12 protein-coding genes are annotated in these 13,801 nt (G+C 67.0%); 1 reads left to right on the top strand and 11 read right to left on the bottom strand.

The window, feature by feature from the left end; translation table 11 throughout:
- Nucleotides 1-182: 182 nt before the first annotated feature.
- Nucleotides 183-893, bottom strand: coding sequence for a ribonuclease activity regulator RraA (locus Q8S30_RS20730; protein ID WP_305667920.1), 711 nt, complete (start codon nt 891-893; stop codon nt 183-185).
- 21 nt (nt 894-914) lie between these two features.
- Nucleotides 915-2,651, bottom strand: a complete 1,737-nt coding sequence (araD, locus tag Q8S30_RS20725; protein ID WP_305667919.1) for an L-arabinonate dehydratase — start codon at nt 2,649-2,651, stop codon at nt 915-917.
- Between the two features lie 151 nt (nt 2,652-2,802).
- On the opposite strand from araD, the gene Q8S30_RS20720 reads away from it, so the two are divergent.
- On the top strand, nt 2,803-3,516 hold the full coding sequence (locus Q8S30_RS20720; protein WP_305667918.1) for a GntR family transcriptional regulator: 714 nt from the start codon (nt 2,803-2,805) through the stop codon (nt 3,514-3,516).
- A gap of 34 nt (nt 3,517-3,550) precedes the next feature.
- Here the strand turns inward: Q8S30_RS20720 and Q8S30_RS20715 are convergent, their stop codons facing one another.
- The 9 genes from Q8S30_RS20715 to Q8S30_RS20675 all read right to left on the bottom strand — a co-directional run bounded on the left by Q8S30_RS20715 (nt 3,551) and on the right by Q8S30_RS20675 (nt 13,759).
- On the bottom strand, nt 3,551-4,492 hold the full coding sequence (locus Q8S30_RS20715; RefSeq protein ID WP_305667917.1) for a 2-hydroxyacid dehydrogenase: 942 nt from the start codon (nt 4,490-4,492) through the stop codon (nt 3,551-3,553).
- On the bottom strand, nt 4,489-6,120 hold the full coding sequence (locus Q8S30_RS20710) for an ABC transporter ATP-binding protein (RefSeq protein WP_305667916.1): 1,632 nt from the start codon (nt 6,118-6,120) through the stop codon (nt 4,489-4,491). Before Q8S30_RS20710 ends, Q8S30_RS20715 begins: the two co-directional genes overlap by 4 nt.
- A complete protein-coding gene (locus Q8S30_RS20705) occupies nt 6,113-7,036 on the bottom strand; it encodes an ABC transporter permease (protein ID WP_305667915.1) in 924 nt (307 codons plus the stop codon). The genes Q8S30_RS20710 and Q8S30_RS20705 overlap by 8 nt, the downstream gene beginning before the upstream one ends.
- Before the next feature lie 9 nt (nt 7,037-7,045).
- On the bottom strand, nt 7,046-7,960 hold the full coding sequence (locus Q8S30_RS20700) for an ABC transporter permease (RefSeq protein WP_305667914.1): 915 nt from the start codon (nt 7,958-7,960) through the stop codon (nt 7,046-7,048).
- A 56-nt stretch (nt 7,961-8,016) separates the two neighbouring features.
- On the bottom strand, nt 8,017-9,525 hold the full coding sequence (locus Q8S30_RS20695; RefSeq protein ID WP_305667913.1) for an ABC transporter substrate-binding protein: 1,509 nt from the start codon (nt 9,523-9,525) through the stop codon (nt 8,017-8,019).
- 163 nt (nt 9,526-9,688) lie between these two features.
- Entirely contained in the window at nt 9,689-10,591 is a 903-nt protein-coding gene (locus tag Q8S30_RS20690; RefSeq protein WP_305667912.1) for a DMT family transporter, read from the bottom strand.
- Between the two features lie 84 nt (nt 10,592-10,675).
- A complete protein-coding gene (locus Q8S30_RS20685; RefSeq protein ID WP_305667911.1) occupies nt 10,676-11,830 on the bottom strand; it encodes an iron-containing alcohol dehydrogenase in 1,155 nt (384 codons plus the stop codon).
- Nucleotides 11,831-12,023: 193 nt separating this feature from the next.
- A complete protein-coding gene (locus tag Q8S30_RS20680; protein WP_305667910.1) occupies nt 12,024-13,145 on the bottom strand; it encodes a diguanylate cyclase in 1,122 nt (373 codons plus the stop codon).
- Nucleotides 13,142-13,759, bottom strand: coding sequence for a heme NO-binding domain-containing protein (locus Q8S30_RS20675; RefSeq protein WP_305667909.1), 618 nt, complete (start codon nt 13,757-13,759; stop codon nt 13,142-13,144). Before Q8S30_RS20675 ends, Q8S30_RS20680 begins: the two co-directional genes overlap by 4 nt.
- Between the last annotated feature and the right edge of the window lie 42 nt (nt 13,760-13,801).

The raw sequence follows: 13,801 nt of genomic DNA, 5'->3' as shown, positions 1-13,801 counted from the left end.
TCGCAGGCCTGATCGACCAGATCCGGCGTGCCGATGGCAAACTCATGCGCCGGGCCAGAGGCCGGCTCCGACCGGAAGGTCGCCGCGCCGGCGACCCACTCGCCAGCGATCAGGTGCTTGCCATGGGGGGTGAAGTCCTGTGTCATTGCGCGTCCTTCCAAGTCATTGAGTTGCAGGGCGCCTCAGCGCCCGTTCGCCTTGCGCCATTCGTCAAACAGCGCGAGGTTGCGCTCATCCGTTGCCGGATAAAGCCCGATGATCGTGGCCCCGCCCTTGACCCGCTCCACCGCAAAATCCTCATAGGCGGTCATCTCCACCGCCTCATCGGCGATCTCGTCGGCAATCTCGGCCGGGATCACGATCACGCTGTCATCATCGCCCACCACGATATCGCCCGGGAACACCGGCACATCCCCGCAGCCGATGGGCACGTTCATGTCGATGGCCTCGTGCAGCGTCAGGTTCGTCGGGCTCGAGGGGCGGTGGTGATAGGCTGGAATGTCCAGCCCCGCGATCACCATCGAATCCCGAAAGCCACCATCAGTGACGATCCCTGCCCCGCCACGCACCATCAGCCGCGTCACCAGAATGTCGCCTGCGCTGGCGGCGCGGGCATCCTTGCGGCTGTCCATCACCAGCACCGCGCCTTCGGGGCAGGTCTCGATGGCCACGCGCTGCGGATGGTCGGCATTGCGGAACACCGACATCGGGTTGCGATCCTCGCGCGCCGGCATGTAGCGCAGGGTGAAGGCCGGGCCGACCATGTTGCGGCCCTTGGGCGCGACCGGGCGCACGTCCTGGATGGTCTGGTTGCGCAGCCCGCGCTTGTAGAGCGCCGAGCACAGGGTGGCGACGGAAACGCCCATCAGCTTGTCACGGGTGGCAGGGTTCATGATCGGATCCTTCGGGGCACTTCAGTTGATGACGGGGTCGGGGGTCGGGCCGCCGAACTCGCGGCGCAGGAAGTCGAAGTCGCAGCCCTTGTCGGCCTGCTCGATATGCTTGGCGAAGATATAGCCATAGCCGCGCTCAAAGCGGGGCAGCGGGGCGACCCAGGCCGCCTTGCGCTCTGCCAGATCGGAGGCGGGCACCAGCATGTTCAGGCTGCGGTTCGGGATATCCAGCTCTACCATATCCCCCGTGCGCAGCAGGGCCAGCGGGCCGCCGACCCAGGCCTCGGGCGAGACATGCAGCACGCAAGCGCCAAAGGAGGTGCCCGACATCCGCGCATCGGACAGGCGCACCATGTCGCGCAGGCCCAGCTTCAGCAGCGCCTTGGGCATCGGGATCATGCCCCATTCCGGCATCCCCGGCCCGCCCTGCGGCCCGGCATTGCGCAGCACGAGCACGGTATCGGGCGTCATCGGATAGTCGGGATCGTCGATGATCGCCTTCAGCTCGGGGTAGCTGTCCGCGACAAGTGCGGGACCTGTGTGGCGGTGAAACTTCGGATCGCAGGCCGCGGGTTTGATCACCGCGCCATCGGGCGCAAGATTGCCCTTCAGCACCGCCAGCGAGCCCTCATGATAGACCGGATTCGACAGTGGACGGATCACGTCGTCATTATAGACCTTCACCGCGTCCAGACCCTCGACCAGCGGGCGGCCAGTGACGGTGATGGCGGTGCGGTCCAGCTTGCTCTCCAGCTGCTTCATCAGCGCGCGGAGCCCGCCCGCATAGAAGAAATCCTCCATCAGGTAGGTGGTGCCGGAAGGGCGGATATTCGCCAGCACCGGCGTGGTGCGGCCGATGCGGTCGAGATCGTCCAGCTCCAGCGGCACCCCGGCGCGGCGGGCCATGGCGATCAGGTGGATGATGGCATTGGTCGAACAGCCCGTCGCCATCGCCACCGTCACCGCATTGGTGATCGCGGCGGGGGTCAGGATCTTCTCGGGCGTCAGGTCTTCCCAGACCATATCGACGATCCGGCGCCCACAGGTCGCGCTCATCCGCTGGTGGTTGGCGTCCGCCGCCGGGATCGACGAGGCGCCGGGCAGCGTCAGCCCCATCGCCTCGGCAATCGCGGTCATGGTGCTGGCGGTGCCCATGGTCATGCAATGGCCATAGCTGCGGGCGATGCCGCCCTCGATGCCGACCCATTCCTCCTTGGAGATGGTCCCGGCGCGGCGTTCATCCCAGAACTTGAACCCGTCGGTGCCTGACCCAAGCGCCTTGCCGGCATAGTTGCCGCGCAGCATCGGGCCGGCGGGCAGGAACAGGAACGGGATCCCCATGCTGACCGCACCCATCACCAGCCCCGGCGTGGTCTTGTCGCAGCCGCCCATCAGCACTGCGCCGTCGATCGGGTGGCTGCGCAGCAGCTCCTCCGTCTCCATCGCCAGCATGTTGCGGTAGAGCATGGTGGTCGGCTTCACGAAGTTCTCGGACAGCGACAGCGCCGGCAGCTCCATCGGGAAGCCGCCCGATTGCAGGATCCCGCGCTTCACCCATTCGGCCCGGTCGCGGAAATGCATGTGGCAGGGCTGCGCCTCGGACCAGGTATTGAGGATGGCGATGATCGGCTTGCCCTCCCAGTCTTCCGGGCCATAGCCCATCTGCATGGTGCGCGACCGATGCCCGAACGAGCGCAGGTCATCGGGGGCCATCCAACGGGCAGAGCGCAGCTCTGCATAGGTTTTCCTGGTGCTCATGGGGCCCTCCCGGCAAGTCTGGCGCGGATTCGGCGGGGCCGTTTCCACATCAATACTAATATTTCAGTTGGTCAGGTATATCAATAGCCATATTTGTCATATTGTGTAGAGGGTGCGGACGACTTACGTTCCGGGGAAAGAGGATGGTGCCATGAACAGTTCGCTCGCCGCCACGTTTGGACTGGCCGATACCGGCCATTCGCTGCAGGGCGGCGGCACGGTGCAACGGGTCTATGACAGCCTGCGCCAGCGGATCATCACGCTGGAGCTGCCCCCCGAAACCACGCTGTCGCGCACCGACCTGACCGGCACCTATGATGTCAGCCAGACCCCGATCCGCGAAGCGATGCAGCGGCTCAAGCAGGACGGGCTGGTGCGGATCTATCCGCAGTCCAAGACCGTCGTCACACGCATCGACGTGCCGCAGATCTACGAGGCGCATTTCCTGCGCGTGGCCCTGGAAACCGAGGTGGTGCGCCGCCTCGCAGAGGGCTGCGAGCCTGCCACCATCACCCGCGCCCGGTCGATCATCAAGATGCAAGAAGCGGTGGCCGACGATCCCGGGCAGCTCGCGATCTTCCAGGAGCTGGACGAGCTGTTCCACCAGACCCTCTTTGCCGGGCTCGGCCGTTCTGGGCTGCACCAGCTGGTACGCGAGCGCTCGGGGCATCTGGAGAGGGTGCGGCGGCTGCATCTGCCAGAGGCGGGCAAGATCCTGACCATCCTCGATGGCCACCGGGCCATCATCGACGCGATTGCAGCCAAGGACCCGGAGGCCGCAATCGCCGCGATCCGCGACCACCTGAGCCGCACCGTCGCGCGGGTCGAGGATCTGCGCCAGGAATATCCCGACTACTTCGCCTGATCGGAGCGCGACCCTCGAGCTACGCCCCGAAGGCTCAGTTGACCGGCGTCAGCAGCTCGCGCCCGGCGAAATGCGCCGCCAGATTGTCCACCACCAGTTGCGCCATCTTGTCCCGGGTCTCCTCGGTGCCGCTGGCGTGGTGGGGGTAGAGCACGACATTTTCCAGATCGCGGAACGCCGTATCCGGGAAGGGCTCGTTCTCGAACACGTCGAGCCCGGCAGTACCAAGCCGCCCCTCCGTCAGCGCCGCGATCAGCGCCGGTTCATCCACCACCGAGCCGCGGGCGATGTTGATGAAGCTGCCCTCGGGCCCCAAAGCCTCCAGCGCCGCGGCGGACACGATGGCCCGGGTCCCTGCCCCGCCCGAGGTCGCGGCGATCAGGATGTCGGACCATTCGGCCAGCGCCACCACGTCATCGAAATAGCGATACCCCGTGTCCGGCTTCTCGCTGCGCCCGAAATAGCCGACCACCAGCCCCAAGGCCTCGCAGCGCTTGGCAATCGCACTGCCGATCCGCCCCAGCCCGACAATGCCGACGGTCTTGCCCGCCGTGCTGCGCGTCAGCGGCATCGGCCCGCTGCGGCCCCACTCGCCGGTGCGCACATGCCGGTCGCCCTGCACCAGCTGCCGCCGCGCCGCCAGCAACAGCATCAGCGCGGTATCGGCGACGTCATCGGTCAGCACATCAGGCGTGTTGGTCAACCGCACCCCGGCGCGGGTCATCGCCGGCACATCCATCGTGTCATATCCGACCGAGGAGGAGGCGACGATCTTCAGCGCCGGCAGCTGCGCCAGAAACGCCTCGTCCACGGTCACATGACCATTGCAGACCATCGCCGTGCAGCGCGGGCCAACCTCGGCCAGCATCGCCGCCTTGTCGCTCGCCAGGTCGAGCCGGTGCAGGGTATAGGCCTCTTCCAGCAGCGCCATCTGGCGCGGGCGGGTCGGGTAGGCAACAAGCAGATCGGGTTTCATGCGGTCAGCAATCCTTCGGCAAGGCGGGCCTCGCGGCGACGGGCCTGCACCTCGGGATCGGGGTCCAGGCTCGCGGCCAGCAGCGCGCGGGTATAGGGCTCACGGGGCGCATCGAAGATCTGCCGGACAGTGCCCTCTTCGACGATCTCGCCCTCCTTCATCACGATAACACGGTCCGCGAAATCGCGCACCACCGGCAGGTCATGGGCAATGAACAGGTATGACAGGCCAAACTCGCGGCGGAGCCCCTCCAGCAGCTCGATCACCTGCGCCTGGATGGACACGTCCAGCGCCGACACCGCCTCGTCGCAGACGATCAGCCGCGGTTCCAGCGCCAGCGCGCGGGCGATGGCGATGCGCTGGCGCTGCCCGCCCGAAAACTGGTGCGGATAGCGCTGCGCCATGTCGGGCGACAGGCCGACCTTGGTCAGCAGCTCCGCCACCCGCGCGCGCCACTGGCCGCGCGGCAGGATCTCGGGGTGGATCGCCCAGGCTTCGGAGATCAGCTGATAGACCGACATCCGCGGGTTCAGCGATTGGGTCGGGTCCTGAAACACCATCTGGATCTCGCGCCGCAGCCCGAACAAGTCCCTCGGCGCCATCGTCACCAGATCGCGGCCCTTGTAGAAGGCCTGCCCGCCCGAGGGTTCCTCAAGCCGCAGCAGCGCGCGGGCCAGCGTCGACTTGCCAGAGCCGCTTTCGCCCACCACCGCCACGGTCTCGCCCGGCATGATGGTGAAGCTGACGCCCTTGAGCGCATGGAAGGCGCCGTAATGCTTGGAGAGGTTCTGGACCCGAAGCAGCGGCTCGCCGCCCCGGTCGCGTTCTTCGGGCATGGCACCCTTGCCGGGGGCGGCGCCGATCAGCTTTTTCGTGTAGGGATGTTGCGGGTTGCTGTAGACCTCGGCTGCATTGCCCGTCTCCACGATGCGGCCGCTGTTCATCACCACCACGCGGTCGGCAATCTCTGCCACCACGCCCAGGTCATGGGTGATCAGCAGCAGCCCCATCCCGGTTTCGGCCTGCAGCTCTTCCAGCAGGGCAAGAACCTGCGCCTGCACGGTCACGTCGAGCGCGGTGGTGGGCTCATCCGCGATCAGGATGTCAGGCTTGAAGGCCAGCGCCATGGCGATCATCAGCCGCTGCCGCTGCCCGCCCGAAAACTGGTGCGGGTATTTCACCATCGCCTCGGCGGGCTGCGGAATGCCGACCCGTTCCAGCAATGCCAGCGCCCGGTTCCGCGCCTCGGCGGCAGGGGTGCCGTGGGTCGTCATCATCTCGGCGATCTGCCAGCCGACGGTATAAACCGGGTTCAGGTGCGCCAGCGGGTCCTGAAAGATCATCGCGATCCGCGCGCCGTTGATGCGCCGCCGCTCCTCGGCACTCATCTTCAGCATGTCCGCGCCGTTCAGCAAGATCCGCCCGCTGGTGATCTTGCCCGGCGGCATGTCGATCAGGTTCATGATCGCCGAGGCGGAGACGGACTTGCCCGACCCGCTTTCGCCCAAAATCGCCAGCGTCTCGCCGCGGTCGAGGTGCCAGCTGACATCCTGCACCGCCTTCACGGTGCCGCCTGCGGTGTGAAACTCCACCGACAGATCGCACACTTCCAGCAGATGGTCAGTCATTCTTGCGCCCTCCCATTTCCAGCCGCCAGCGCTGCACCGGGTCCAGCGCGATGCGCATCCAGTTCGACAGCAGGTTCAGCGACAGCGTCGTCAGGATGATCGCCAGACCCGGCCAGAACGACAGCCACCACGCATTCGTCAGATACGGCCGCCCCTGGCTGACCATCAGGCCCCAGGTAATCTCCGGCGGCTGGATGCCGATGCCCAGGAAGGACAGCGAGCTTTCGGCCAGCATCACGAAGGCAAAATCCAGCGTAGCGATGGTCAGCAGCGTCGGCAGCACCACCGGCAGGATATGGCGGAACACGATGCGCAGGTCGGATGCGCCCATGACCTTGGCGGCCTGCACGAACATCCGCTCGCGCACCTCCAGCACCTCGGCGCGGGCGGTACGCAGGTAGACGGGGATGCGGGTGATCGCCAGCACGATGATGATGTTGAAGACCGACGGGTCGAGCATGTAGAGCACGATCACCGCCAGCAGCAGCGAGGGGAAGGACATGATCACATCCCCCAGCCGCAAGATCACCTGGCTTGCCCGGCCCTTCAGCCAGCCCGCGGCAAGACCGAGGGTGGACCCGATCAGGGCCGAAAAGAACACCGCCCCCGCCGCGATCATCATTGTGTTCTGGGCGGCCACGATGATCCGCACCAGCAGTGGCCGGCCAAGGGCGTCGGCGCCAAAGAAGAACTCCCAGTCGCGGGCCATGTCGAAAGGCGGGGCGTTGCGGCCGCGCAGGTTCTGCTTGGTCGCGGCATCCTCCAGCAGCGCGGGCCCGATCAGCGCGCAGACGATCACGACCAGCAGGAACAGCGCGGCGCAGAAGGCGAACTTGTCGCGCCACAGCAGGCCGATGACGGTGGCAAGGCCGCTCTTGCGCCGCGGCTGGCCGATAAGGGGGGCAGTCTGGGTCATGGTCATTGCTCAATACCGGATGCGCGGATCGAGCATCGCATAAGCAAGGTCGATCAGCAGGTTCATGAGGAAGATCGCCAGCGCCGAAACCATGATCGCGGCCAGCACCACGTTGAAGTCGCGCTGCAAGATGCTGTCGATCATCAGCTTGCCGATGCCGGGAAATCCGAAGATCGTCTCGACCACAACCGCCCCGTTCAGGATGCCGGCGGCCTGATCGCCGATCACGGTAATCACCGGCAGCATCCCGTTGCGCAACCCGTGCACGAAGATGATGGGGCGGTTGCGCACGCCCTTGGCGCGGGCGGTCTTCACATAGGCCGAGGACAGCACCCCGATCATCGATCCGCGCACAACCTGCAAGATCAGCCCGAAGGGCCGGATGAACAGCACCGACACCGGCAGCACCCAGTGCCAGATCGTCCCGGTGCCAGAGGTCGGCAGCCAGCGCAGGTTCACCGCGAAGACGACGATGGCGACGATGGCGATCCAGAAATCGGGGGCCGAGGCGCCGATCAGCGAGAAGAAGGTGGCGATGCGGTCGAACACCCCGCCCACCCGGAACGCGGCCAGCGAGCCGATGACGATGGCGGCGAAGGTCACCAGCAGCATGGTCACGCAGGCCAGCCACAGCGTCCAGGCGAACCCCTCCAGCACCACGTCGATCGCGGGGCGCGAACGGCGGATGGAATTGCCGAAATCCAGTACCGCCAGATCGGCGACATAGCGGCCGAACTGCACCATCAAGGGATCGTTCAGCCCGTTGATCTCGCGGAACTGCTCGCGCGCCTGAAGCGAGGCATCGACAGGCAGGTAAAGGTCGGTCGGATCGCCTGTCAGCCGCGACAGGAAGAAGACCAGGACCACCAGCCCGACCAGCGAAATCGCGCTGGCCACGGCCCGTTTTCCGATGAATTTTTTCATGCCCGTCCCTCCCTTGATGGCAACGGGGCGGCAAAGCTGCCGCCCCGTCCCGTGTCTTACTTGAAGCCGATCTGCGACAGCTGCAGCTCGGAGTTGGTGGCGATGGTGGGCTTGAAGTCCAGACGCGGGCTCACACGGCTGAAGCCGACCATGTGGAACAGCAGCACGTCGCCGATATGCTCCTCATGGATGCTGGTCATCACCTCGGACCACAGCGCCGCGCGCTCTTCACCTGTCGCCGCGGTGGCCTTGGCGATCATCTCGTCCAGTTCGGGATAGACAAGGCCCGATTGCTGCCCCTCGCTGCCGTACTTGAAGTACATCGAGAAGACCGGGTCGCCCTTGGCATTGTCATGCTGCGCGCTGACCATCTGCGGGCCGCGGCCCTCGGCGAAGGGGCGGTTGTAGTAGGAGTTGTATTCTCCCACTTCCAGCATCTCGAGCGTCACGTTGAAACCCACATCCTGGAACATCGCCATCAGCGCCTCCAGCACCTCGGCATCGTTCGGGAAAAGACCGATGCGGCCGATGATGCGGATTTCGGTCTCCACAGGCACGCCATCCGCCTTGGCCTCGGCCAAGAGCTCGCGGGCGCGGTCCGGATCGAAGGCATAGGGCTTGAGGTCCGCGTTGTAGCCCGCGGTCGAGGGCGGCACCACGGCCGTGGCAAGGATCGCCTCTTGCGCCATCAGCGTGCCGATGAAGGCCTCGCGGTCCACGGCAAGGTTCAGCGCCTCGCGCACCCGGCGGTCATCCGTCGGGGCAGTGGCATGGTCCAGCCGCATGTAGGTGGTTTCCGAGTTCGGATAGGCAAAGTCGGTATCGGGGTTGGTCGCGTCCAGCTCGCTGATCACCGGGGCAATATCGGCCTCGCCCACCTCGATCATCGCCGCACGAACCGCGCTGTCGCTGCGGAAGATGTAGGTCGCCTTGGCCACTGCCGGCATCTCGCCCCAATAATCCTCGCGCCGTTCCAGCACGATATCGGTGCCCATGTTGCGCTCTGTCATCGCGTAGGGGCCGGTGCCGACCGGGGTCTGCACATATTCCAGCGGCGTCTCTTCCGGCACGATGGTCAGCGAGGACATCAGCAGCGGCAGGATCGGCTGCGCCGGGTCCGAGGTGATATCAACCGTGGTGTCATCCACCGCGACGGCCTTGATCTCGAAGCCGCCGAAATACTTGCCGCCGATCTCGCAGCTGATCTGGTCGCTGATCGAGCGTTCCAGCGAATGCACCACATCGCTGGCACCGAAGGGCGTGCCGTCCGAGAAGCTGACACCGCTGCGCAGCTTGAAGCGCCAGGTGCCGGCCTCGGTCTCTTCCCAGCTTTCGGCCAGCTTGGGCAGCAGCTCGGCCGTGCTCGGCTCGAACACCGTCAGCGTTTCAGAGATGTTCTGCAGCAGCACGCGCCCGATATTGGACTGCGACGCCATGCAGGGGTCGATCAGCTCCAGCTCCTCGCTCAGCACGATGGTCACGGCATTGTCGTCCTGCGCGAAGGCCGCCGTTCCAAGCAGCGCCCCCAGCAGCAGGCCCGTGGTGCATGTCAGTCTATGTGTCATGGAATGTCTCCTCCCCAAACTTCCGGTGAATGCCGGCCCGCCCGCTCGCCCGGACGCGCCCGCGGACCGGAAAGACGAATCGTCTCCCTGGGTCCAATTGAAATATTAGTGTATCTGAGATTTTTGTGAACCGCTTATTTGCAAAACCGCCGCTGTTGGCGGTTCAAGGCCCGTCCGGTGGCATCCGCCAGCGGCCATACCGCGCCCCGCCGGCGGCAATCAGCGTGGCCCCGAAGATCACCGCCGCCCCGATCCAGGTAGAGGCGCCCGCGACCTCGCCGAAGAACACGAAGGCCATCCCCGCCACCACCGGCAGCCGCAGAAAATCCAGCGGCGCCAGGAACGAGGCCTCGGCCAGCGCAAAGGCCCGCGTCAGCAGCGTCATGTTCAGCGCCCCGAGCGCTCCCTGCAGCGCCAGCAGGCCGAACTGCGCTGGCGTGGGCGTTTCCCACACGAACAGCGCCGCCAGCAGGCCAAGCGGCGCCATCGTCAAAAGGTTCCACGCCACCAGCCGGTCGGTGGTGTCGCGCAGTGCCATGCGCCGCAGCATCAGCTGGATCACCGCCGTCAGCACCGCGCCGGCCAGCGCAAAGGCCAGCGCCGGGTTCACCCCGCCCTCCCCTGGCCGGATCACGATCAGCATCCCGGCAAAGCCTGCAACGACGGCCAGCAGCTTGGGCAGCGTCATCCGCTCTCCCAGCACCGCCCAGGCCCCCAGCGTCAGGAAGATCGGCATGGTGAAGTTGATCGCCACCACATCCGACAACGGCGCATGGGCAAAGGCCACGAAGAACGCCACCAGCGAGGCCAGCTTCAGCCCCGCCCGCAGCACGTGCAGCCAGCGATAGGGCGAGGCGGCAAGGTCCACCCGCGTCAGGATCCAGGGCAGCACGACCGCAAGGCCAAAGGCGGCGCGGGTGAAGCCGATGATCAGCGGATGCACCTCGCCCGCCAGCAGCCGCACGATCACCGCATCAGCGCCGTTCAGCACCGCCGCGATCCCCATCAGCGCCACCGCGATCAGCGCGGCGCGGCCGCCCGTTTGAAGCGGCGTCTGAACTGGCATCGGCATCCCCTCCCACGCCGCGCGGGGGCGGCACCAGATTGAGATGCTAGTATATCAATTATCCCGGCAGCGGAAGCCGCCCCGTCACCACGCCGCGCGGTAGATCGCCAGCGCATCGGCTTCAGTAACCGGGCGCGGGTTGTTCACCAGCAGCCGCTGCTGCTTCATGGCCTCAGTGGCCATTCGCGGCAGCGCCTCCTCGGGGATGCCGACATCACGCAGCCGAACCGGCATGTTTAACCGCAGCGCCAGCTGCTCCAGCGCCTCGATGAAGGCGGCGCAGCGTGCCTGCGCCCCGACCTCGGCCAGCGCGGGGAAGGCATCTGCGGCGATCTCGGCATAGACCCCGCCCGCCACCGGCGCGTTGAAGCGCAGCACATGCGGCAACACCAGCGCGTTCGACAGGCCATGCGGGACGTGGAAGATGCCCCCAATCGGATAGGCCAGCGCATGGACCGCCGCCACCGGGCTGTTGGCAAAGGCCTGCCCGGCCAGCATCGACCCCAGCAGCATCGCGCCCCGCGCCGCGCGGTTGCTGCCCTCCGCTACCGCCGTCTCGATATGCGCCCCCAGCAGCCGCAACGCCTCACGCGCCAGCATCTTGCTCAGCGGGTTGTTGTTGGGGCTGGCCGAGGCATAGGCCTCGATGGCATGGACCATTGCATCCACCCCGGTCGCAGCGGTGATCGCCGGCGGCAGTCCCAGCGTCAGATCGGCATCCAGCACCGCAATGTCGGGCAGGATCACGGGTGAGGAGACACCCCGCTTCTCCTCTGCCCCCACGGTGATGATCGACACCGGCGTCACCTCGGACCCGGTGCCGGCGGTCGTCGGCACCAGCACCAAAGGCAGGCGCGGGCCGCGTGCATTGCCCACGCCCCATGCCGCCTCCAGATCCTCGCCCGATCCCAGCAGCAACGCGGCGAGCTTCGCCACATCCAGCGACGACCCGCCGCCGAAGCCGACAACCCCGGTCGCCCCCACGGCCTGCCCCGCGGCCACCGCGGCCATCAGGGTCGCCTGCGAGGGGTCAGCCTCCACCGCGTCGAACACCGCGACCTCGGCCCTTGCCGACAGCGAGGCAATCGCCGGATCGCACAACCCCAACCGGCGCAGCCCCGGATCGGTGACCAGCAGCACCCGCGACCCCAGCAGCGCACCGGCGACCGAGGCCAAGTCGGCCGCTGCTCCCGGACGAAACACCAATGCCTTTGTGGTGGCAAAACCGAATGAGTCCATGATCCGCGCTCCTCCCGCAATCGCCGCAGCCCCCCGCCGCAACGCCTCCACCCCAGCTTGCCGCCTGTTCACCGGCAAAGCCAGAGCGCGCACCGCTGCCCCCGGAAAAGCGCGCAGGTGCAAGGATCCGCAGGGGCCGGAACCCACTTAAGACATTACATGAAGAACGACGCGCAATCCGTTGTAATAGCTTTTATTCCGGCCTCAGGATCGTGACCGCGGCCCGTCCGCGATGCTTGGAGGCATAAAGCGCCCGATCCGCATCCGCGAGCATCCGTTCGGGCGCGGGATCGGCGTAGTCCACCGACAGCACCACGCCCAGGCTGCCAGAGATCGTGGCGGCGCCGCTGCCCACCAGCACCGGCGCTTCCAGCCGGGCGATGATCCGCCGCCCCAGCGCCTCAAGCGCGGCGGGGTCGGTCATCATGCGCAGCACCAGCACGAATTCGTCGCCGCCAACGCGCGCCACCAGATCGTGCTTGCGGGTCTCGGCCTTAAGGATCCGCGCCACCTCGGTCAGCACCGCATCGCCCGCGGCATGACCAAGCGTGTCATTGACCTGCTTGAAGAAATCGAGGTCGAGATGCGCCAGCGCAAAGGGCGGCACCGCCTCGGACCGCCCGCCGGCCTGCATCGCAGCCTCCAGCGCCAGTTCCAGCGCGCGGCGGTTGGCAAGGCCGGTCAGCGGATCGGTCAGCGCCTCGGCCACCGCGTTACGATGCGCGCGTTCCAGCCGCAGGTTCATGCCCCGCAACTCTCCCATCACCGCGCTTTTCGCCTCGATCAGATAGAGCATTTCCACCGTCAGGTCGGTCGGCGCGAAGTCGCTGTCGGTCAGCGCATGGTCGCGCACCGCGTCGGCCACGGTCAGGCCAAAGGACAGGTTCAACAGCATCCCACCCTCCAGCCCCGGCCCCAGCGGAACCGCGATCCCGCGCAGCCCGGTGCGGGGCCGGGCGCGCAGCGCCAGATGCAACCTGCCAGAGCCGTGAGCGCGCAGATCGGCCATGCTGGTCAACCGCGGTGGACGGGTGATCACGAACATGTCGAACAGCGACACACCGGGCCGCAGCGCCCGCCCGCAGACCTTGCGCAGCGTCGGCCCCGCCGCCTGCACCCGGCCCAGGGCATCGAGCCACAGGAACATCGGCATCAGCACGCCCAGAAGATCGGGCGAGAGCTGCGACAGATCGGGCATTGCCATCGGCGGCATGGGAAGCGCGGCGGGTGCGGGGCCTGTCCCGGCCAGTGCCGCCAGCGTGGCGGTTTCCTGCGCCGCGGCGCGCCGTGCGGCGGGGGGCAAAGCCGCCCTCATGGTGCCACCTCCGCCACAGGCAGCCCAAGGTGGAACCGCCTGCCCTTGGCGTAGCGGGCCTGCAGCAGGTCGATGTGGATGGCGCCGGCGCGACCCGCCCCCTGCGGCCCTGACAGCTCGATCAGCACCAGCGCGCCGTAATCATCGGCCATCGCGCGCAGCATCCCGGCCAGAACCGGCGGCGCCAGCCGCGCCATCGTGCAGCCCGCGACATCGCCCCCGCCCAGATGCAGGGCGAACTGCCCGCCGGGCGCCGCCACCAGCCGCAGCGCCGGCAGGCCAAGGTCCGGCAGCGCCAGCTGCGCGCGGCCCTGCAGATCGTCCAGCGAGTGCAGGAAATCGGCATAGCCGACCCCGCCAAAGCGCAAGAGCCGCCGCAGCGGCTCCAGCGACACCAGATAGGCGCCCAGATCCTCCAGCAGCGCCTCGGGCGGCTTGGCCAGCCGCTGCGCCGCGACCCCCAGCACCGCCTCGGTCAGCGCATCGTCATAGATCTGCATCGCCTCGAACCCGTCCGGCCCGATGCCCGCCCGTCGTGCCACCGCGTCCCACAGGTCCCCCCCATAGGTATCGCGCAAGAAACACTGGAGCGAACGGTTGACTAGACCGTGCATTCCGAACCCCTTTTCCCACTGGACAGCAGGCTAGGCGCGGCA

Source organism: Frigidibacter sp. (assembly GCF_030695035.1).
In the GTDB taxonomy this organism is placed as follows: domain Bacteria; phylum Pseudomonadota; class Alphaproteobacteria; order Rhodobacterales; family Rhodobacteraceae; genus Frigidibacter.
Note: the sequence above shows the minus strand (reverse complement) of the source record. Positions and strands in the feature narration are given on the sequence as shown.